At 49.2% G+C, this 21,900-nt stretch carries 18 protein-coding genes; 6 read left to right on the forward strand and 12 right to left on the reverse strand.

Features of this window, described 5'->3' with window-relative positions; genetic code table 11:
* The first annotated feature begins 170 nt into the window (after positions 1-170).
* The 5 genes from MHM94_RS05610 to MHM94_RS05630 all read left to right on the forward strand — a co-directional run bounded on the left by MHM94_RS05610 (position 171) and on the right by MHM94_RS05630 (position 5,974).
* Positions 171-1,445: a hypothetical protein gene (locus MHM94_RS05610; protein WP_235418927.1), complete on the forward strand. Its 1,275-nt coding sequence runs from the start codon at positions 171-173 to the stop codon at positions 1,443-1,445.
* The gene (locus tag MHM94_RS05615; RefSeq protein WP_022945119.1) at positions 1,442-1,990 is read left to right on the forward strand and encodes a hypothetical protein; all 549 of its coding nucleotides are present in this window, start codon (positions 1,442-1,444) and stop codon (positions 1,988-1,990) included. The genes MHM94_RS05610 and MHM94_RS05615 overlap by 4 nt, the downstream gene beginning before the upstream one ends.
* A complete protein-coding gene (locus tag MHM94_RS05620; protein WP_235418926.1) occupies positions 1,991-4,777 on the forward strand; it encodes an ATPase in 2,787 nt (928 codons plus the stop codon).
* Positions 4,778-4,845: 68 nt separating this feature from the next.
* A complete protein-coding gene (locus tag MHM94_RS05625) occupies positions 4,846-5,319 on the forward strand; it encodes a hypothetical protein (RefSeq protein ID WP_235418925.1) in 474 nt (157 codons plus the stop codon).
* Between the two features lie 58 nt (positions 5,320-5,377).
* On the forward strand, positions 5,378-5,974 hold the full coding sequence (locus MHM94_RS05630) for a DUF998 domain-containing protein (protein ID WP_235418924.1): 597 nt from the start codon (positions 5,378-5,380) through the stop codon (positions 5,972-5,974).
* Positions 5,975-5,991: 17 nt separating this feature from the next.
* Here the strand turns inward: MHM94_RS05630 and MHM94_RS05635 are convergent, their stop codons facing one another.
* The 11 genes from MHM94_RS05635 to glk form a co-directional block, all read right to left on the reverse strand.
* A complete protein-coding gene (locus tag MHM94_RS05635; protein ID WP_235418923.1) occupies positions 5,992-6,684 on the reverse strand; it encodes an aspartate/glutamate racemase family protein in 693 nt (230 codons plus the stop codon).
* A 3-nt stretch (positions 6,685-6,687) separates the two neighbouring features.
* Positions 6,688-7,374, reverse strand: a complete 687-nt coding sequence (lepB, locus tag MHM94_RS05640) for a signal peptidase I (protein WP_235418922.1) — start codon at positions 7,372-7,374, stop codon at positions 6,688-6,690.
* A gap of 158 nt (positions 7,375-7,532) precedes the next feature.
* On the reverse strand, positions 7,533-8,726 hold the full coding sequence (arsJ, locus tag MHM94_RS05645) for an organoarsenical effux MFS transporter ArsJ (RefSeq protein ID WP_235418921.1): 1,194 nt from the start codon (positions 8,724-8,726) through the stop codon (positions 7,533-7,535).
* A 9-nt stretch (positions 8,727-8,735) separates the two neighbouring features.
* Entirely contained in the window at positions 8,736-9,740 is a 1,005-nt protein-coding gene (locus tag MHM94_RS05650) for an ArsJ-associated glyceraldehyde-3-phosphate dehydrogenase (RefSeq protein WP_235418920.1), read from the reverse strand.
* A gap of 11 nt (positions 9,741-9,751) precedes the next feature.
* Positions 9,752-10,084 carry a metalloregulator ArsR/SmtB family transcription factor gene (locus MHM94_RS05655; protein ID WP_235418919.1) on the reverse strand — a complete coding sequence of 111 codons (333 nt, stop codon included), beginning with the start codon at positions 10,082-10,084 and terminating at the stop codon, positions 9,752-9,754.
* Between the two features lie 91 nt (positions 10,085-10,175).
* Positions 10,176-11,939, reverse strand: a complete 1,764-nt coding sequence (locus MHM94_RS05660; RefSeq protein ID WP_235418918.1) for a HAMP domain-containing sensor histidine kinase — start codon at positions 11,937-11,939, stop codon at positions 10,176-10,178.
* Positions 11,940-12,082: 143 nt separating this feature from the next.
* Positions 12,083-13,087 (reverse strand): type I glyceraldehyde-3-phosphate dehydrogenase, encoded by a 1,005-nt coding sequence (gene gap, locus MHM94_RS05665; protein WP_235418917.1) that lies wholly within the window; start codon positions 13,085-13,087, stop codon positions 12,083-12,085.
* Between the two features lie 16 nt (positions 13,088-13,103).
* Positions 13,104-13,724: a bifunctional 4-hydroxy-2-oxoglutarate aldolase/2-dehydro-3-deoxy-phosphogluconate aldolase gene (locus MHM94_RS05670; RefSeq protein WP_022945107.1), complete on the reverse strand. Its 621-nt coding sequence runs from the start codon at positions 13,722-13,724 to the stop codon at positions 13,104-13,106.
* A gap of 24 nt (positions 13,725-13,748) precedes the next feature.
* Entirely contained in the window at positions 13,749-15,611 is a 1,863-nt protein-coding gene (gene edd / locus MHM94_RS05675; protein ID WP_045978380.1) for a phosphogluconate dehydratase, read from the reverse strand.
* Between the two features lie 360 nt (positions 15,612-15,971).
* A complete protein-coding gene (locus MHM94_RS05680) occupies positions 15,972-17,012 on the reverse strand; it encodes a LacI family DNA-binding transcriptional regulator (RefSeq protein WP_138547440.1) in 1,041 nt (346 codons plus the stop codon).
* A 12-nt stretch (positions 17,013-17,024) separates the two neighbouring features.
* Positions 17,025-18,041 (reverse strand): glucokinase, encoded by a 1,017-nt coding sequence (gene glk, locus MHM94_RS05685; RefSeq protein ID WP_022945104.1) that lies wholly within the window; start codon positions 18,039-18,041, stop codon positions 17,025-17,027.
* Between the two features lie 347 nt (positions 18,042-18,388).
* On the opposite strand from glk, the gene MHM94_RS05690 reads away from it, so the two are divergent.
* On the forward strand, positions 18,389-19,414 hold the full coding sequence (locus MHM94_RS05690; RefSeq protein ID WP_022945103.1) for a LacI family DNA-binding transcriptional regulator: 1,026 nt from the start codon (positions 18,389-18,391) through the stop codon (positions 19,412-19,414).
* Positions 19,415-19,501: 87 nt separating this feature from the next.
* On the opposite strand, the gene MHM94_RS05695 is transcribed toward MHM94_RS05690, so the two are convergent.
* On the reverse strand, positions 19,502-21,856 hold the full coding sequence (locus tag MHM94_RS05695; protein WP_235419146.1) for a glucan 1,4-alpha-glucosidase: 2,355 nt from the start codon (positions 21,854-21,856) through the stop codon (positions 19,502-19,504).
* Positions 21,857-21,900 lie beyond the last annotated feature (44 nt).

Here is a 21,900-nt window from a genome sequence, read left to right on the forward strand (position 1 = left end):
GGCGCGAATTCTAACACCGCTTATGTCCCGGGGCTATTACCAAATACGCTAATATGACAATTTTTTTACTCCCCTCGTGTAAAGCTTGCGCAACGGCGCAAAAGCTGTTTTACCCTTAGTTCGCTTTCGTTATAATCGCTCCCCATTGCCAAGCACAAAGAATACATAACATGATACTAGCCAAGCGCGTTCTCAATACGCTGACAGAGCTATGGCCGGTGCTGGAAACTCTGATTAAACGCTACAAGATGGGCGATTTCAGTATTAAAGAAGTGCAGAGTATAGTGAAGCAGCACTTTCCCCATTATTCCGGCGCGCAAATATACAAAGAAACCAACCGCCTACTCAATCAAGATATCTTGGTGCCCTTGGCCAAGTCTTCGCAGTTGGAGATTAACCGCGCCATTAGTGATTTTGCCGCTTACTTGCTGCAAGATGAAAGTCTCGGTGTGGCCGCAGAGATTCACGTTTTGGTGGAAGACCTGCAACGCTTGAGCACTAAATTGGCACAAGCGGTAGATGATACTGATTACATGGATATTAGTCGTTACAGCCGGATTATGGATGAACGGGTTCGCAAAATCGTTAAGCTCTATCGACATAACGAAAATGCCATTTACAACTTGGTTGAGCAAGCCAAGTCTGACGCCTCGCACTTGTCGCTGGCAAAGCGCTACAAAGCCGTTATTGAAGCGTTCGATGAGTACATAGAGCCGATGTTAGCCATGCTCGATATCAACGGCCCATTTCAGCTGTGCTTTGATGCCATTGAGCAAGGCCTCAGCGCGCACTTGTATACGCTAAAGCAAAGTGGTCGTGACAGCGCCAGTATTCGCATGCTTGAGCAGCTGCGCACCCGCATCCTCGATATGCATCAAGTGGGTCAGCAAAGCTTGCGCCACAGCGCCGATATTCTTATGCCACTGCGTGAGGAGTTACGACAAAACACATTGATCACCCGTCAAGCAGCAAAAGTGCTGGCACACATAAGAAAGCGCGGGTTAGACACGGTTATGAGTGCCCATCAGCCATTTTTCGCCTCCGATCCGATGCGCCACCAGCTCGGCAGTAATGCTCAGCTAACAGCCTATATGGCTGGGTTGGCTGAATTTGAAGAGCACGACTTTGAGCTGCCCGATGGCGACCAAGCTGCGCCCTATACGCCACCAGCGATCCCCGCTTATGGCGATGTGCGCGCTCTGTTTAAAGGCAACAATAAAAAGCGCGCAGGCAAACAGCAAGTTATCGATGTACTCAGTGGCTCCTACCCAGAACTAGAAGCCGACGAGCTACTTTACCTGTATCAAAAGCTTATTAACGACGCGAGCTTAGCACTCGAGCAAGATACCCACCCCGAACAAAAGACCTTCGCTGGCAAGCGCTTTACCTTGTATCCCTTCGTTGCCGCCAGCGAGCCCACTAATGAGAGTAATGACCCGGTATGAGTCAGATTGATTTATCGCAGCTAACGCAACTGCATTACATTAACAAAAAACTAGTCAGTGGCTACCACATCAGCGAGCAAGACAACTTAGCCTGGCAAGAGCTAGACCAACAGCGAGACCAATACGAGCTATTATTTACGGCTTTAGGCCACACCCTTGTGCATGATGCGCGAGGCTTTTATTACTTCGCTATGGATGAAGGCACCGCCAATATGGGCAAAATATCGCGGGCCATTGCGCTTTTTATCTACACCTTAATCGAACACTACGCCAATGCCGGTAAAGATCCAATGCGTGCACTCTTCGACAGTGAGGTGGATTTAGAGCTATGCCAAGAGTTGGTATTACACAACAAGGTGCTGTTCGACCAACTGGAGATTTTCTCCGGCACCGACCTGCGCAAAGACGTGTTAATGCGCATGGTGCGCTTGGGGCTATGCAAAGAAAAAGACCATGCCTTTCGCCTGCTCGCGCCCATCCACCGCTATTTAGATGCCCTATTAGAAGTAAACAGTGATGCGCTAGAAAGCGCCGAGGAGCTATAAATGCAGCAGTTACACGGATTAAGCAAACTCGCGTTGTTAAATACCGCCGGCTATGCCAAGTGCGTTATCCCCTTGCATAAAAGTAGCTCTATATGTGCCCCTAATAACACCGGAAAAAGCTCGGTCATTAATGCCCTACAGTTTCCTTTGATTAACGATTTGCGGCTCACCGAGTGGGACGGCCATGACTTAGAGGAAACTCGTAAGTTTTATTTTGCCTCCGACCAATCCTACATTTTATTGGAGGCTGATCTTCCTCATGGCAAAGTGGTTATCGGCGTCGCTGGGTTAGGTAAAATAGCCGGTTTCGCTCATCAGTACTTTTGCTATAACGGCGCTTTAAATTTAGAGGATTTTACCGACAATAAACGCATCGTTAAGTACACCCGGTTATTTAAGCATTTACAAGACAAAGGCTACCAGCCGCTCGAGCTTAAGGCGCAAGAGCTCAATGCCTTGCTGATTGGCGGTGCTACACCCTTTGACGGCGATATCAATTTACGCATGATCCCGCTTAATAATGTTAGCGACGCACCTACTTACAAAGAAATTTTTCGCCGTATGCTTAATCTTCATAAGCTCGGGGCCGGCGATGTTAAACGCTTTATGCTGCGTGTGTTTGAACGCCATATGTCCAACGCCCATGTAGACTTCTACGAAGTGTGGCAACGCGCCTTTGATAAGGTTAACCGAGCCCGCCGCGAGCTCAATGCCTTAGAGACCATGCAAGAGCCCATTGCCGCCTTGGAAAATATGCTGGAACATCAAAGCGCGCTCAAGGGGAAGCTGGGCGCCTATGGGCCGAAAATAGATGTTGCCTTGGGCGAGTATGCTGAGTACTTCGAGGCGCAAAATGACGAGCTCAATGAGCAACTCTCGGCCATTGAATCGCAAAAGCACGAGTTTGAGCAAAAACAGCGTTTATATGTGCAACAATCTCGGGATATTGAGCGCAAAATGACCGAACTCAACGCCTGGTTTAGTGATTTCGATGCCCTGCATCATGAGTTTGAACTCGCCAACAGTGATACCTTACACAGCGAGCTCAAAGCACTGAAAGGTGAATATGAAACCCTTAGTCACTCGCTGAAAAGCGCCGAAGGACAAAGCTTACACACCTTAGATTTCCGTATTAAGGAAACGCAAAAGCAAATCAAAAGCCTGAAATTGCAACTCAAAAACCTTGAGTACAACCTGTTTACTCGTATGCGCGAAGATTTATCGCTTAAAGAGGTTGAAGAAATTTCGCGCATTTTAAACCCAGACTTGCTCTCTTTTGCCACCACCAGCGGCGGCGAAATTAGCATAGACGATGAGCACGCCTTTGGCGACTTCTTAAGCCTGTTGAGCGAGGCGATACGCGGCGGTGAGTTAGTGCTGCCCGGGGCCACCATCAAGCTTAAAAAACTGCCTGTGGTGCAAATGCAAAGTGGCGCCGATAAAGCACAGCTCACCGAGCAATTGCAGTCATTGGAGCATTCATTAACCGATTTAAAAGCGCAGCGTGACGTAGCCGCCGATGTCGCCGGCAAACAAGCTGAGCGTGACGCCCTTTATGAACAGTTGATGGCCCAAGAGGCAGCATTAAAACGCTATGAGCAATACCAAGTGATGCAGCGCTCGCAGCAAGCGCAGCAGGCACTGATGGAGACCCTGAACGGTGAACAAGAAGAGGTGGATGGTTATCTCAGCGAGGTACAGCAAAGTGCAGCGGGGATTGCCGATAGCCGAGCGATTGTGAACTCCAAGATTGAAGCCCTGGCACGACAAAAGGCACGCTTAGAGCAGGTTAAAAGCGAGCGTATCGACCACACGCTGGATGTTGTAGGCGGTAAGGTGACGCCGTACTTAATCGACATTAACTTTGATTTTGATTCACTGGCTGACACCATTCATACCTTTAACAAAGATTGTCAGGAGCTGCGCAACTTCGATATTAATATTCGCAACACCTACTTGCACATCTACAATGCCGGGATTACCAAGTTCGACAACGAAAGCGATGAGCTGAGTAAATACCAAAAGCTCATCAGTGCCTATCACAACATTGATAACGAACGCGAAGCCGTCAACCGCCAAGCCCGTGTGGCCCTCACCGAGGTAGCGGCAACGATCAAAGGGTTACGCCAAGACCTGGATAGGTTAACGGCAGAGATGCGGTTGTTTAACGATGGCATCAGTGAGCAGCAAATCTCTAACCTGCAAGGCTTTAAAATTGATGTACTGCCTAGGCAGATGCTAGTGCAAAGCATTGATACCATTTTGGCGACCTCTGATCTGTATGAACAAGGTGACAGCCTTGATTTGCTCTCAGAGCAGCATATCAACGAGTCGCAGGTGAATGAGGCGAAAGATCAGTTAATTAAGCTCGCCTCGGAAAAGGCTGGGCTGACATTGAGTGATTTATTCGATATTCGCTTTCAGGTGATTAATCGCGCTGGCGAAACCGAGTACTTCGATAAAATAGACTCCGCTGGCTCCAATGGCACTCGTATCACCATTAAACTGCTGTGTGGCATGCTATTTATACGCCATTTGCTATCCGACAAAGAAAAAAGCCTGTATCGCGTGCCTCTATATATTGATGAAGCGGCTGATATTGACCCACAAAACCAACAGGCGATCATTGAAACCGCACTGAGCTTTGGCTTTGTGCCTATTTTTGCTTCGGTGAAGCCGCAAATAAGCTGCGACTATATCGTCCCGATTCGCACCCTAGGTGATGGTAAACAGAACTGGGTTGACGAGCGTGACTGGATTAAAGTAGAGCAAGACCAAGCTAGCTAAAAACTGACTGCGATGGAAGGCGCTTATTTCTGTCGCCTTTAAATTAGCTACCACGCTAGGAGCACAGAGTGAGAAAAGGATTGTTGTCTTTGTTAGTCGCGGCGTTTTTGCCGCTTACTTGCAGTTATGCTGGGCAAGCCCCAAGCCCGAGTGTGCTTGACGCCCAGCAAGGTTTTTTGCAAATAAGTATACAACAAACCCCCTTTAGCGCAGTGGTGCGCGTGCACAGCGTCAGCAGTATTACCGATGATAAGGCTTTGGTGTGGCATATCTACCGTGGCGAAATTATCACCCCGATACGAGGACAACAAAGTGGTGATATTAGCTACGCGATGTTGGTGGAAAAAGGCGAAGATGCGGTACTCCCGGCAGCGCCGGTGGTACTGACACTGTGCTTAAATGAGGACGCTGCCATCCCGAGTGACTTTTATTGGCCAGGCACGGGGGCCGAATTTGCAATAACCCCTGAGCTACTCCAAGTTGCTCAACTAGCTGGTGCTCGCAGTGATCTGACTCAAAAAGCGTTTATCATGTGTGATTAAGTAAAAAGTGGTACTTTCATAGCTACACGTTAATGGCAATAAATCAGGGAAGAAAACGATGCAAAGCATAGTGCAATATTCGGGGATCGCAGCCTCTATCTGGCTCATCACTGGGGTCTATGTTGCGTCACTGTTCTACCCTCAATACAGCCATACTCGCCAGTTTTGTAGCGAGCTTGGCGCCACAGGCAGCCCGACACATACCCTCTCACCGCTGATAAATAATTATCCATTAGGGCTGCTCTTTACTCTGTTTGGCGCTTATGTCATCAGCGTCAGCGACGGTTCACTGGCCTATCTGAGTATCGGCATCTTAGTCATTGTGCATGGGGTATCAACCTGGGGATGCGGGCTGTTTGCGATGGATAGCGACCCCTATACTGAGCACCCTACCCTGAGCTGCACCATTCACTCCTATTGTGGGGCGCTGATGTTGCTTTCCTTGCTCATTGCCCCGAGCATAGTCGCGTTATCATCGGAGTTCACATCGCTTATGCGGGGATTCTCGCTACTGTGTGTCTGCGCCTGCTTATATTTTTGCTATCGGCTTCATCTAGCTTTTAAAGCCCGCACTTACCCAGGCCTATATCAACGTTTGAGTTACGGCTGGCAAATCTTATGGTTGGTGGCGTTCTCATTTTATATAACTGACTAGACACACCGCTATGTCATTTAGCGCAAGGCAAAATTGACCGCCGCTTGCGCATGCAGTGCCGTGGTGTCAAATAATGCCATGGCGGTGTCTTGTTGCTTTAGCAACAACCCGATTTCTGTACACCCTAAGATGACGCCTTGAGCTCCTTGGTGGCCGAGCTCAGTGACAATGTTTAGGTAATCAGACTTAGCCTGCTGACATATATGCCCTTTACACAATTGCTGGTAAATCACCTCGTGAACGCGCTGGCGCTGCTGAGCATTCGGCACTAGGACACTGATATTGAACTGCTCATACAAGCGCTGGCGGTAAAAAGGCTGCTCCATGGTAAACGCCGTGCCCAATAGACCTACGGTGGTAATTCCCTGTTGTTGCAGCGCTTCACCGACCGCATCAACGATATGCAAAAGTGGTATATCAATATGGGCGCTTACCTCATCGGCGACTTTATGCATGGTATTGGTGGCGATAAGCACACAGTCAGCACCTGCTCGCTGTAACTGTGTTGCAGCATAGCCGAGGCGATCCGCCAGTTGCGACCACTGATTGTCGTGCTGTAGCTGCGCAATAGTGGCAAAGTCGACACTATTGAGAATTATTTGAGCACTGTGCAGCCCCCCTAATCGCTGCGCCACGCCCTGATTTATAAGTTGATAGTAGCTTTGCGTACTTTGCCAGCTCATGCCGCCGATTATGCCTAGGGTGTTCATCGCTTACTCACTATAGCTGTATAAGGATTCACCAAAGCGCTCTCGCTTAGGCAGGTAATAATGGTCATAGTCCAAAGAAAAGGCCACGTGATGAGCTTTCCCTTTTAACTCTCCCCGTGGCACTAAGCCATAGTAGCGAGAGTCGGCACTGTTACGGCGGTTATCGCCCATCATTAAATAGTGATCGTTAGGGATGAGTATCGGCGCAAAGTTACCTGCATGCATGGCACGGGTTTTATCTATACGAATGGCATGGGCGAGTTCACCGAGCAACTCGGTGGCAAATAACGCCTTAGCGTTCTCCTTTGTCACCTTATAACGCTGCGCCTGGCCATTGATAATTAACACCTCATCGTGCATTGCGATGGTATCGCCTGGCACTCCCACAACACGCTTAATGAGTCGGTTATCAGCTGCCTTGGAATCAAACACCACAATATCGCCACGCTCTGGCTCGCCCATTCGTAACAGCGAAACATCACTAAAAGGGACGCGCAAATCATAGGCCATCTTATTTACGGTAATACGGTCACCCACTTCTATTGTTGGCAGCATAGAGCCCGTCGGCACAGTATACCAATCAGCAAAAGCGCTGCGAAATACCGACATGCCGATAATAAAACAGATAAATCCACGGTTGTTTCTAATTAATTGCGCAGCCCAATGGCGGCGTTTAGCTGGTTGAGACATTGTTCACTCCTTTTTGCCTTAGGTGGGCGCGAGCACAAAAAGTTCGGCGAAAAATGTAAAAGAGTGTGTGCGGTTGCCCTTGATTGAAAAACAAAACGGCCGTGCTGACAGCAAAAAAATATATCAACGCGGCCACAAGCGAATGCTTGGCCGCGTATTTAAGCTACCTTTCGGGTCACCCACCAGGTGGCTATTTGCATCAATAACGCGCTGACTAAACAAGCCAGTAGGCCGCTTTGTTGGTATAACCAACCCGATAACACGGTGCCAATAAGCCTTCCCATGGCGTTGGCCATGTAATAAAAGCCCACATCCAAAGACACCGCATCTCTGTCTGCGAGTTTGACGACTAGGTAACTATGCAGCGAAGAGTTAACCGCAAACACCGCACCAAAACACAATAACCCGACCACCAAGACAATATTTTGCATACTCTGGGTGGTGGCAAACAGCAACCACACTGCTATTAACAGCGCCGTTGTTAGCGTCAACAATGCACTAAATGCGGTTGCTTGGTGAAACACCGATACACGGGCATGACGGCTAAAGCGCGGCGCGATACTTTGCACTATGCCATAGCCAATAATCCACAGCGCCATAAAACTGCCAACCTCGGTATGTTGCCAACCTAGCTCGCTAATAAAAAACACCGGTAAGGCCACCACAAACCAGACATCGCGAGAGGCAAAAAGCAACATACGCGCAGCTGCCAGGCGATTCAGTGCCGCGTTCTTAGAAAATAATTGCCGAAATTTAGGTTTAAACTTACTACGGCCTAAATCCTCGCCGAGCAACAGGGCACTGAGGATAAAGCCAGCACCCACCACCGCCATTAACGCAATCACCGCACCGCTAAAACCGAGTAACGACAGCAGCGCACCACCGGCAAAGTAGCCCGCCCCTTTTAAAGCATTTTTAGACCCGGTAAGTAGCGCTATCCAGCGGTATAAACGCCCTTGTTGTGTGTCACTGACCACGGTTTTAATGGCACTTTTCGCGCTCATTTTATTGAGATCTTTGGCTATGCCACTGAGTGCCTGCGCTGCCATTACCCAGGGTACAGTGAGCCAGCTTTTATCCACTAACAACATGGCCAGAGCAATCAGTTGCAATGCCATGCCTATTTGCATGGTGCGATTAAGACCGATACGGGCCCCAAGCCAACCTCCCACAAGGTTGGTTACCACGCCAAAAAACTCGTAAAACAAAAACAGCATGGCAATGGCCAAGGGCGCATAGCCGAGCTGGTAGAAGTACAGAACCACCAGCATGCGCAGCGCGCCATCACTGAGCGTAAAGGTCCAATAATTTGCGGTGATCACGCCATACTGCTGAATTGGCGATGTATTCATAGCAGGTCCCTACAGGCTATTGGCGACTTTGCGCATCAGCTCGGCGGTACGATTGGCATAACCCCACTCGTTGTCATACCACAGGTACAGCTTCGCCTGGGTGCCATTAACCACCATAGTCGACAGGGCATCAACGATGCTTGAACGCGGATCGGTGCGGTAGTCTATTGATACCAGAGGCTTTTCTTCATAACCTAGGATGCCCTTGAGCTCGCCCTGAGCTGCCTCTTTAAACCAGGCATTTAACTCTTGCTCTGTGGTTTCACGGTTAAGCTCAAACACACAGTCGGTGATCGATGCATTCGCCAAAGGCACTCGCACTGCGTGACCGTTGAGCTTGCCCTTGAGTTCAGGAAAGATATGAGTGATGGCCGTGGCCGAGCCAGTAGTGGTTGGGATCAGGCTCATACCGCAGGCACGCGCTCGGCGTAAGTCCTTATGAGGGGCATCCAAAATCGTTTGCGTATTGGTGATATCGTGGATGGTAGTCATGGAGCCATGCTTAATACCAATTTTATCCTGCAACACTTTAACCACCGGCGCGAGACAGTTAGTGGTGCATGAAGCCGCAGTGACAATATCATGGCTATCTGGGCAATAAAGCGCATCATTAACGCCCATCACCACATTAAGAACGCCTTGCTCTTTAACGGGGGCGGTGACCACGACTTTACGCACCCCTTGTGCGAGATACTGGCGCAGCAATTCAGTACTTTTCATCTTCCCGGACGCTTCAATAACAATATCGCACTGCGACCAGTCGGTATCGGCAATGGCTTTATTGGCGCTGCATTGGATACGCTGCTCATTAATGCACAATGCCTCATTGTCGGCGCTAACTGGGTATTGCCAACGCCCGTGTACCGAGTCAAACTCCAATAGGTGCGCGAGCGTGGCGGCATCACCGGCGGGGTCGTTGATATGGACAAATTCTATTTCCGGCCAGTCATACGCCGCGCGTAGCACCAACCGGCCCATGCGGCCAAAGCCATTAATGCCTACTTTCAATGTCATGGTTTTCTCCATCAATCGCAGCACGAAGGGCGATTATCCATTGCCTGTAATCGCGCCAGTGCGTCTTGTATTAATTCTGCTTGGTTATTTAACGTGGTGGCTATAATCTGCTGCTGCCACTGGGGTTGGGTGTGGTCGATACGATAATACACCCATTGGCGGTCTCGACGTGTCGCCAACACCCCCGCCTCTTTTAGCAGCGCCAAATGGCGAGATATTTTCGGTTGGCTCAGCGCCAAGGCGCAAACCAACTCACACACACACAGCTCTTTTTGCTCGGCAATAAGTAAACACGTCTGTAGACGGGTATCATCACTGAGCGCTTTAAAAAAATGTACAGCCATAAACTACATATACGAAATATCGAATATACCTAGCTTACCCTTAAGATTGGATATGTGCAATAACGTATATATGAAAATTTATATATAGAAGCTATCCGCGCTGGATAGACTTTGGCGTGAAGGTCACATGCACACTTAAACCTCGTTGTGGTAGGTTGTGCAAGGTGATTTGGCCATCTAAATTACTACGGACTAGGTTGTAGACAATCGCCAAACCCAACCCTGTACCACCTTCATGACGCTTGGTGGTAATGAAAGGCTCAAATGCTTTGTTCAATAACGGCTCCTCAATGCCGGGCCCATTGTCTTCTATAAACAAGTGCAACGCGCTATTTTGCTCTTTCACTCTGATACCGACTTCCAGCGTGCGCCCGCTTGTCTTACCATGCATCAAGCAATTGCGCACACAGCAGGTTATAATATGGGTCAGCGCTGCGGGTGAAGAAATTATCTCAAGCTGCTCATCAATATCAATGTGGTAGATAGCCACAGCCGAATCAAACTCAGACTGCAAACTAGTCATGATATGACTCACAGTTGTGCGCACATTAAATAGGCCTTCTTTGTCATACTGGTTTTGTGCCGCCATCATTTTAAATGTATCAATCAAACTGGCGCTGCGATTAAGGTTATTTTCCAACAGCGCTAATGATTGCTCGGCGTTATCAATAAGCGCGCTGAGAGTATGCTTTTTCAACTTTCCGGAAGAGAAGTCTGTTTTCAGTAAGGAAAATTGGTCTTTCAATAATGACTGGCTAGTAATGGCAACACCAATTGGCGTATTAAGTTCATGGGCAAAGCCACTGACCATACTGCCTAAACTGGCGAGCTTAGCCTCCTCTACCAGCTTATTTTGTGCGTTCGCTAAGCGTTCAAGAAGTTCTTCAATAAAGGCAAAGAGTTGATCGATATCCTGACCCAACCGCCCTATTTCATCGCGCCCATCCAGGCCGGTGCGTGAGGAGAAGTCCTCTTCGTCCATGACTTGCCTGATTTGCCGGTGTAAGCGCGTGAGTGAATCATTGACGCGCATACTCAGAAGCTGCAAGAACGCTAACAGCACCACGGCAACAAGAACCACAACCACCAAGGTGGCCGTAATCGCAAGCAACGCATCATCGATTTGCGTTTGCGTATATTGAATATCGAGTCGCTGCAGTAAGTCCTCGATGCGGCTTTCCTGCTGCCTTAACGTCTGCCTTACCCCCTCATCACCATGCACACCAATGCGGTTAAACAGCGCCACCACTTCTGCAAAGTTTTGCCCATAGCTTTTAAGTATACGAGAGGCACTATTGCCTAGTTGCTGACGCTCTATAAGGGTGAGTATAGCGTCATAATGCTGGCGATGCTGCGCCAGGTACTGGTCATCAAAGCGCATTAAGTAATCCTTTTCACGCCTTCTTAGCTCTAATACTTCGTTGTTTAGAATGAGGTTGTTCTGCTCTTCGGCTAACTCTTGCAGTTTATGTGCTTGGGCACGAAAGTGCTGGCGTAGACCTTTATCCTCATTGAGTCCCATACGCGTTAACAAACTCACCAAGGTATTGAGGTGTGTTATGTATTCCTCTAGAGCTTGCTGAGTTTCAGTGATAAGTGCAGATTGGGCATGCGTTTGGGCATTAAAAGGATTACTTAATTGCGCGGCAATATGACTATCTATTTGCCGATGTAGTGCCTGCACGCTGGCTTCGTCGCGATTCAGTAGCAGCTCGTTTTTTAATATCACTAATCGGTCTACAGAATACTGATATTGCTGCACCTGACGCTGCACGTCAGTTAAGGTGTGCAAACTGAAGTAGACATAAGTTGTGGCGGCAATTAAGGAGCCAATAATGAGGACAGCTGAACCCAAAAGCCAGGTTGCAAAACGTTGTAATTTCAATGTATTGATTTATAGAGTGGGCGTAGTTAAGAGCATAGTTGGCTTCAACTACAAGTCAAAATGCCAAGCATAAAAAAAGCCGCTCAAGGCGGCTTCACTTAACAACAATGGAACTATAAAAACTGTGCTAAGTTTTTCACTTGATCTAACATCCGATTTGAGAATCCCCATTCGTTGTCATACCAAGCCATTACTTTAACCAATTTACCATCGACCTTGGTTTGCGTTGAATCAAACACTGATGATGCAGGGTTATGATTAAAATCGATAGAAACCAACGGTAGCTCGTTATAATCAAGCACTTGGCTCATCGCACCTTGGGCTGCGGCTTTGACGATTTCATTGACTTCGCTTGCACTGGTGTCGCGTTTGGCAACAAAGGTCAAATCGACCAAAGACACGTTGATGGTCGGTACTCGTACCGCCATGCCATCAAGTTTGCCTGCCAGCTCTGGAAGTACCAAACCAACGGCCTTAGCAGCGCCAGTTCTGGTAGGGATCATCGACTGCGTGGCGCTACGGGCACGGTAAAGGTCGGGGTGATATACATCAGATAAATTTTGGTCATTGGTGTAAGCATGAATCGTCGTCATGCTGCCTTGCTCTATACCGATGCTGTCATTGAGTGCTTTGGCCACGGGTGCTAAACAGTTGGTGGTGCAAGAGGCATTAGAAATAATCGTGCTGCTGGCATCGAGAACATCATCGTTAACACCATGAACGACGGTGGCGTCCATATCAGTACCTGGTGCTGAGACAATCACCTTCTTGGCACCCGCCTCAATGTGCTTAGCGGCGCCTTCACGTTTGGTGAATAAGCCTGTGCACTCAAGGACAATATCGACGCCCAGCTCTGCCCAAGGCAAGTTCGCTGGGTCACGCTCTTGTACCAGCTTAATTTCATCACTGCCAATCACCATCACATCATCTTGCAAGGTTACTTTTTGCGAAAATTGGCCGTGCACGGAATCGAACTGTGTTAGGTGTGCATTGACGTTCGCCGGCGCCAAGTCATTAATGGCAACAATTTGAATATCAGTATTTAAACCAGACTCGTACAGTGCACGCAAAGTGTTGCGACCAATACGGCCATATCCGTTAATAGCAACTTTAATCATCTTACTCTCCCCTCGACTATTTCAGTTGGCTGGCTTGACGTGCGAGCTGCTCAATTGCGTGCCAGTCCTGTTTTTCAATAAGTGTTTTATCTAGCATCCAAGTTCCGCCCACACAGACTACGTTGTTAAGGGCCAAATACTGGGGTGCGGTATCTAAACTAATGCCACCTGTAGGGCAAAACTTCACTCCAGGTAATGGCCCACCAATAGACTTAAGCATCGCTGGGCCTCCTGCTGCCTGGGCAGGGAAAAACTTCAAAAAAGAGAAGCCACGCTCAGCGAGCCTCATTACTTCGCTTGGCGTGGCCGCTCCGGGCAAGAAAGGGGTATCGCACTGGCTAGCAAGCTCTAGCAGTTGGTCGTTAACACCGGGACTGACCATAAAGTCAGCTCCGGCTGCAATAGAGGCATCAAATGTGGCTTTATCAATCACCGTACCGGTGCCTACATACGCATCAGGGACGGCCTGTTTCATCACCTTTACTGCTTCTGCAGCAACGGGTGTACGCAAGGTGATCTCCAGTGCTTTAAGACCGCCGTTATATAAAGCTTTCGCTAGCGGCTCGGCATCTTCTAAGCGGTCGATAACAACCACTGGCACGACTGGTGCCGATGTTAAAATCTGTTCAATTGACATAGTTTGTCCTCATTCCCAGCGCAATTATTGTTGTTCGTAAGCTGGCGCAAAGGCGCTCGCGCCTAAATCTGCACTGCTGACAATATTTCTAAAACCAGCGAAAAGCTCACGACCGGTGCCAAAGGTTGGCCCTGTGTGCACCAGCTCCACTTCACGCTGGGCAAGCTCTTCATCGCTGACGTGTACTTTTAGCTCGCCGCTTGGCGCATCTAAGGTAATTAAATCGCCTTCGCGAATTTTTGCGATTAGGCCACCTTCAACTGCCTCGGGCGCCAAGTGAATCGCCGCAGGCACTTTGCCTGATGCACCAGACATGCGCCCGTCAGTGACAATCGCCACTTTATAACCTTGGTCTTGCAGGCTGGCCATAACGGGTGTCAGCTTATGTAACTCCGGCATACCTTTGGCTTTTGGACCTTGCTCTTTGATAACTGCGATAAAGTCTTGGTTTAATTCACCACGACCAAAGGCGGCTTGAAGCTCGGCCTGATCTGAGAACACCTTGGCTGGCGCACTCACTACTTGGTGCTGCTCTTGGACCGCAGACACTTTAATGACTGCTTTACCTAAATTACCGCTTAATAACTGTAAACCACCGCTACGATGGAAAGGATTATCCGCTGGACGTAACACGTCCTCATCATGTGAATTGTCAGGGCATGGCACCCACTTCACTTTGCTTGGGCCGCTGGCGTCAGAAACGATCAGGTTACTATCTTTATCTAAGCGAGGCTCAGTGGTGTAAGGGTCGAGCCCTTCTCCAAGAATGGTTTTTACATCGTTATGCAACAGGCCTTTATCACGTAGTTGCTTCATTAAAAAGCCCATGCCGCCTGCGGCTTGGAAATGGTTCACATCGGCATGGCCGTTGGGGTAAATACGCGTCAACAGTGGCACGATTTCAGATAGGTCAGACATGTCTTTCCACGTCAATTCCACCCCTGCAGCCTTGGCAATAGCCACAAGGTGAATGGCATGGTTGGTTGAACCACCCGTCGCCAGTAGACCAACTAGACCATTAATGATGGTTTTCTCGCTCATCACCTCGGCCATGGGCACTGCGTCTTTACTCTCTACGAGTTGCTTAAGCATGGTTTCTACCGCATTGGCAGTGAGGCCATCGCGTAACTCTGTATAAGGATTAATGAAAGAGCTTCCAGGTAAATGTAAGCCCATGATTTCCATTAGCATTTGGTTGGAGTTTGCGGTGCCATAGAAGGTACATGTACCGGCACTATGATAAGACTCACTCTCGGCCTTAAGGAGCTCTTCACGGCTCACTAATCCTTGCGCGAATTTTTGACGAATACGGGCTTTTTCTTTATTTGGAATGCCTGAAGGCATCGGCCCTGCAGGTAAAAAGTAAACCGGTAAATGGCCGAATGATAAGGCACCAATCACTAGGCCTGGGACGATTTTGTCGCACACCCCGAGGCAAAACACGCCATCAAATACATCATGAGACAATGCCACTGCCGTGGACATAGCGATAACATCACGGGAGAATAACGAAAGGTCCATGCCATCACGGCCTTGGGTGACACCATCACACATCGCAGGTACGCCACCAGCGACTTGCGCAGTGGCATCAAACTTTTTCGCTACTTGTTTAATAAGGTCAGGGTATTCTTTATAAGGTACATGCGCGGAAAGCATGTCATTGTAGGCGTTAATGACAGCGAGGTTTGGTTTTTCGTCGCCACTTAAGCGGGCTTTATCGTCGCTGCTACAGGCGGCCATCACGTGGGCCAAATTGCCACACCCGATACCGGCTCGAACGCGCTCTTGAGATTTGGCTTCGTTCATACGAGCTAGATACGCTTGGCGTGTCGCCTTGCTGCGCTCTATAACTCGTTCGGTGACTTCTTTAATACGCGGATGCAACATAATTCTGCTCTTCTTGCCGTTGGTGGATAAAAGGCTCAGTACTTCAATACCGACTCCAAGGCAATGAAGTACTGAGCAGCTTTGATTTACCCGTTCAAAGGTACGCTGCCAACTCGTCTCTCACAACCAAGCTGACACCGGTGTCAGGGTTATTAACTCACACCTTTGACACCGGTGTCAACCCTGTCTATAAATTTAGTTTAAAATTTCTATGTTGCGAGTTATTTACCAAATAAAAACGAAAAAATAACAGCGCTAGTCAGGGTGTAATGTGACTCAAAGTATAGTTGGTTAGATCACAAAAAGGCCCATATCAGCGAGCTGAATATGGGCCAGTTGCAATTGGGATTTGGTTGCTATTTAGGCTTTCGGTGCCGCCGTGGACTCACGAGTAATCAATTCGGCTTCGAGGGTCAGCTGCAGAGGTTGACGCTGCTCGCCCTCTTGCTGCTCATCGGTGGCATGATTGATTTGCTCTATCAGGTGGTCAACCGCAAGACGCGTCATTTCCTCAACCGGTTGCGCGATGGTCGTCAAACCGGGCCAAATATGACGGGCTATCGGCGCGTTATCGAAACCTGCAATGGAAATATCATCCGGTACTTTCAAGTTCATTTGCGTTGCTAACTTGAGCGCCGCTGCGGCCATGTAATCGTTCGAGGCAAAAACCGCCGTAGGCCGAGGGTCTAAATGTAAAATGGTGCGTGCACTGTCGGCACCAGAATGGTAGGAGAAGTTACCCTCTTCCACTAGCCGTTCTTGATATTCAATACCGTGTTGCTTGAGCGCTCGTCGATAACCATTAAAGCGCTGCTCGGTAGCACTGTGATCGGGGTGACCTTTGATAAAGGCGATATCTTTGTGCCCCATATTAATCAATAGCTCGGTGATCTCAAAAGCGCCCTGCTCGTCATTACTGCGCACAGAAATAGAGTCGTCATCAAGTTTCACCGAGGCGACACGGGCAAATGGCACGCCTTTTTTGCGCAAAAACGCCACCAACTCCGCGTGATCTGAAAATGGTGGAGTCAATACCAAACCATCTAGACGCGAGGTTTGCAGCAGCTGTTCTATATTTTCAAGTAACGCCTCTGCGCGCAACTCACAAGGATGGATCAACAAATTAAAGCCATGCTCATGGCACGCTGCCAGTGCACCGCTTTGCAAACGCGTGATGTAACTTTTTGACGGATTATCGTAAAGACAACCAATAATAAAGCTGCGATTGCGCGCTAGACCCCGGGCAATGGGATTCGGCGTATAATCCAGCTCTTTAAAGGCTTTAAGCACCTTTTCTCGGGTCGCATCGCTGACATTAGGCTCGTTATTTAATACCCGAGACACAGTTTTTTTGGATACGCCGGCGTAACTGGCAACACTATTAATTGTTATCTTTTTCATAATCCGCGCAACTTAGTCCTTACTCTGCCCTTGGTGGATACACGCCGCAGCGCCAATAAAAGGAATATTCTCTTGGCACACCAAGGTCACCGGAATTTGACTATTGTACTGTGACATCATGCCTTTGGCGATAAAACGCTCGTTAAAGCGACTATTAAGCAAGCGCTCGTGCATGCGCGGCAAAATGCCACCGCCAATATACACTCCGCCCAGAGCGCCAAAGCTCAAGGCGATATCACCAGCCACACTGCCTATCCAGTCACAGAAGTGATTCAGTGTTTTGGTAGCGATATGGCATTCACCACTTTGTGCAAGTGCAGCAATTTGCGCTGCATCGAGTTCATTGACCTGCGCCCCCTCAACCTTAGCCATGGCCTGATACAGCCTTGCTATGCCGGGGCCGGCAAAGACATTTTCTACCGAAACATGCTGCAACTCATCGCGCAGCACGTTATGGAGTTGTCGGTCCAGCTCTGTCACTGGTGCAAGACTAATATGCCCTGCTTCACAGCTCATCACCGCTTGATTACCTTGAGAGCGCACTAAACACGCAGCACCGAAACCGGTGCCAGGACCAAACACGGCAATATTAGCCTGTGCCTGTGCTTGGCCTTGTTTAACAACAATGTTATCGCTGGCATTAAGATAAGGCGCGGCATAGGCAAACGCCGCGAAGTCATTGATAACCTGTAAATTGCTAAAGTCGAAGCGCGCCTTTAACTGGGTGACGTTGAAGTGCCAGCCGAGATTAGTCAGCATCACTTCTTCACCCTTAACTGGCCCTGCAACGGCGAGGCATGCACGGCTTATAGTGATTTCTGATAATTGCGCTAGGTATTCACTAATCGCATCTTCAAAGGTGCTGAAATCGCTGCTAGGAAAGGTATGGCGATGGCTAATGACAAACTCGTTGTCGTTGGGGAGGTAGTCGGTGATCAGCGCAAAACGCGCATTAGTGCCGCCAATATCAGCGACCAAAATGGGTGCGAATGGCACCTTGCTCTCTGCCTGTGTACTCGCTGGACTCATAATGTATTCTCTTGTTATTTATCCAGCGTCATGGTGTGGGTGTGTAGGCCGCGCTTTTCTTCACCATTGACTTAACTGGTATAAACTTATTAACTTTATGTTAGCTGTACTTTTTTCGCGCTACTGAAAAAAGTGCTGCCCGGGCAGCGGGCAGCCAAACCGTTTTGTGACAACAAAATGATAAAACGCCGACATTATGACACCGGTGTCAGCTATGAATCAATAAAAATTTTCAGTTTGCGGCAAAAATGTAGCAAAATGCCCGTTTTTTGCAGACACTTCGCTTCTCTTTAATGGTACTTGGCTGTATTGTCGTGGACTATTGCGAGCGCTCTATGAGGAAATACATGAAAGGTAAAGCCACCTCTTTCGACATTGCCCATTATGCTGGGGTTTCTCAGTCCACGGTTTCCCGTGCCCTACGAGGGAGCCCATTGGTAAATGAGGAGACACGGCGTAAAGTGGTTGAAGTCGCGCGCAAGCTTAATTACAAGGTGGATAAGAACGCCAGCAATTTACGGGCGCAACAAAGCTCGACCCTAGCAGTACTCTTATTTGAAGACCCCACCTCAGACGAGTCGCAAATTAACCCTTTCTTTTTATCCATGCTGGGATCTATTACCCGCGCTTGCGCCAAAGAAGGCTATGACCTGTTAGTGTCCTTTCAATCCAGTAGTAATGACTGGCACGCCGATTACGCTGAAAGTCATCGTGCCGATGGCATTATTTTGCTTGGCTACGGGGATTACATTGACTACCAAGCCAAATTCGCCCGCTTATTAGATACCAATACTAAGTTCGTTTGCTGGGGCGCTAATGTGGATGGCCGTCCAGAGCTCACAGTAAGCTGTGATAACCAGTATGGGGGGCGCTTAGTGGCAGAGCACTTTATTGAATTGGGTCGCACTGATTGTGCGTTTATTGGAGATGCCTCACACCACAGCCCAGAATTTAGCGCTCGCTTTAAGGGCTTCGAGCAGCGCTTACAAGATAACGGCAAACATGTAAGCGAGCGTAAAATGGCCACCGCTATTTCTACCGAAGAATCCGGTTATCAAGCAACCAAATCCTTACTGGCCAACAACATTACCTTTAACGCTTTATTCGGTGCTAGCGACTTAATCGCCATAGGCGCTATTCGTGCTTTGCAAGAGGCGGGACTTCGGGTCCCCCATGATGTGTCTGTCGTTGGTTTCGATGACTTAGCTGTGGCCCGCTTCTGTACGCCCCCGCTGTCTACCGTCCAACAAAATACCACTTTGGCCGGACAGATGTTGGTGGCTAACTTACTCAGCCTGATCGGTGAGCAAGAAGTCGACTTAGCGAATAGCATTTTGCCACCGCAGCTTATCGTGCGCCAATCCAGCCGGTAGTACCACTGCTCGCAGCCTGTTGCCAATAAGTTAATCACAAAAAAAGCCGCTGCGATAACGCCAGCGGCTTGTATTTCTCAAGGTCGTTTACTGCAACGCTTGCTCAACAATGGGGTAATGGTCCCATACTGTCTTATCAGTCAATGAACGCAGTAGCTTCACGTATTCGGCGTGAGTCCACGCCAGTGGCGTGGCCGAGTTTGTGCCCTCGCCAAGCTCATAGCCAAACGGGTTGACACCGACACCATCCCACACTTGCTCTGGCAGCATCATGCCCTTATTAGCAAAGGCTTCCATACCGAACACATAGGTGTGCTGAATACGCTGATAGTCTTTCGCTGTGAGCCCACCACGTACGGCATTGGCTGCGGCAATTTCATAGTGACCCCGCTCACCGGTGAAAAAGGGCCATACCCGACCGCGCTGACCATCGGTATTGTTGCCGCCCTCGGCATAGTTGCTGCCCCGTTTTTCATCTTCGCCGTAACCATCATTACCATAGCGACGCCAACCGGGATAGGCCCGCCCCTGCTCATCGGTAAAGGTATATTTGACTCGCAGATTATCGACGAGACTTTGGTCGTCGTACTCAGGCAGAGACGCCATCACCGACTCGCTGTCTGCACCACGCACGCCATAGCGCACCAGTTCTAAAAAGCCGCCATCTAAAATCTGCTTTTTGTCCATACCGGCACGACCATTGTTTGCTGCCAGCAGGGTATCGCCATTGGTATTTTCATCCTGAGCGATACGCACAAAATAGCGGCCATCGCTGGCTTCACCCGTTAATGTACCTTTACTGGTAAACATCAAGGCTTCAATGTCTTGCTCATACTGCTTCGCCGTTGCCAAATAACGCTGGGCACTGTCGGTATCACCGCTTAGCTTGGCAATTTCCCCGGCACTGATCAATCCAGCTACTACGGCGGCGGTAGTAGAAGGCGAGTAGCCTGCTTGCTCTTCCCAACGCTCCTGCTGCGTATAAGGCGGGGTGATCTGGGTGTCATTCCACAGGATTTTTGCCAGTCCCCCTTCGACCAAGAAGTCTGCAGCCGGCTGCAGCATGGTACGATACCACTGAGTGAGTTCGTTTTTCGACAGCACCCCACCTTTGTATAGTTTCCAGGCGAGCATGATGGGCATTGCGGTTTGATCCAGTTGCACCCCCACCCACTCTAATTCACCGTCAACATGGGTCTTTTGTAAAAACCAGCCGGTATCGCCTTGGTTGCCTGGGGTATCCTCTCGTACCTGGACCTTAGGTAAATAGTTAAACGCCGCTTTTGCCGTTTGCGTATCCCCCATTGCTAAAAACGCCATAGCAACTTGATAAAAGTCGCGTACCCATACCGCCTTATAGCCAGTATGTCCTTGCTCTGCGGCCACGGTATCACCCCATGGGTTTGATAAAGAGGCAATCAATGCCCCAGCATGGGTTTTGTCTTCCTGCGCTTTGAGCACCAAGGCACTGGTATTGAGTAATTTGCCGCCATCGGTGCTGGCATCATAGAGACGCTCGAGCTGCAAGCTCTGCAAATAATCCTGCCAGCCAATGGCATCGCCATCCCCATTATAGTGCGCAAGCACCTTGTCATAGCCGCGCTTCAGTGTCTTTTGACCCTGGGCAAGCGCCTCTTGCTCACTGCTGCCATAACTTAACACCAGATCAAACTGGCTGTTTTCGCTTATCTCGCCGAGTGTGGCACTCATGGCGACATTCCCCGCTTGCTCGCCAGTGCTTTGATAACGCGTGAACTCGCCGCGCGCTTTAAGCTGCGAGTAGCGATCCGATTGACCAACAAAACCAACGGAGCCGTCACTAAGACCCTTGGCGCTTTGCAAGCTTAGGTAATGGGCTCCGGAATAAGCAATAAGGGCATCGTCGGCAACTTTGGCCCGGTCGTCAACGCCATCATTATTCACATAAGGGTTCACCTGCACATGTGCTCGCAGCCCCGGCTCATTGGCCTGAAAACGCACGCGCACCATCAGTGACTGCGCATCCGGGTCGGTAAAGATATCTTTAATAATGCGAAAGCGCCCTTGGCTATCCTCACTGGTTACCCGGTATGCCAATGATGTCGGTCGCCCTTGGGGATCGACATCAAGGTATTCCACGCGATTGCTAAGACCATCGCTTTCAGCGACAACGAAGTCCGCACCACTGACAATAAATTGCATGTCACGAATTTGCGCTTGGTGAATCAACCCAAACATGGTTTCGGTGATCATCCCTTTTGCCAAGGAAAACCACACTTTTGATACTGTGCCTGTGGCACTGTTGTCATCGTAACGGCCTTGTTGATAAGCCTCATAAGAGGTACCAATACCGGTTTTGCCCGAATACGCCCAAAACGGTTTATCGCCAGGAGCCCCTGGCGCGCTATCGCTGTTCGCTGTGGGGGCGGCACTGTTACATCCCGCCACCGTTGCCAGTACCATGGCACTGGCAATTGCGTTTAATACTTTCACTGTATCACCCTTAG

The organism is Pseudoalteromonas sp. CNAT2-18.1, assembly GCF_022347865.1.
GTDB classification, from domain to species: domain Bacteria; phylum Pseudomonadota; class Gammaproteobacteria; order Enterobacterales; family Alteromonadaceae; genus Pseudoalteromonas; species Pseudoalteromonas ruthenica.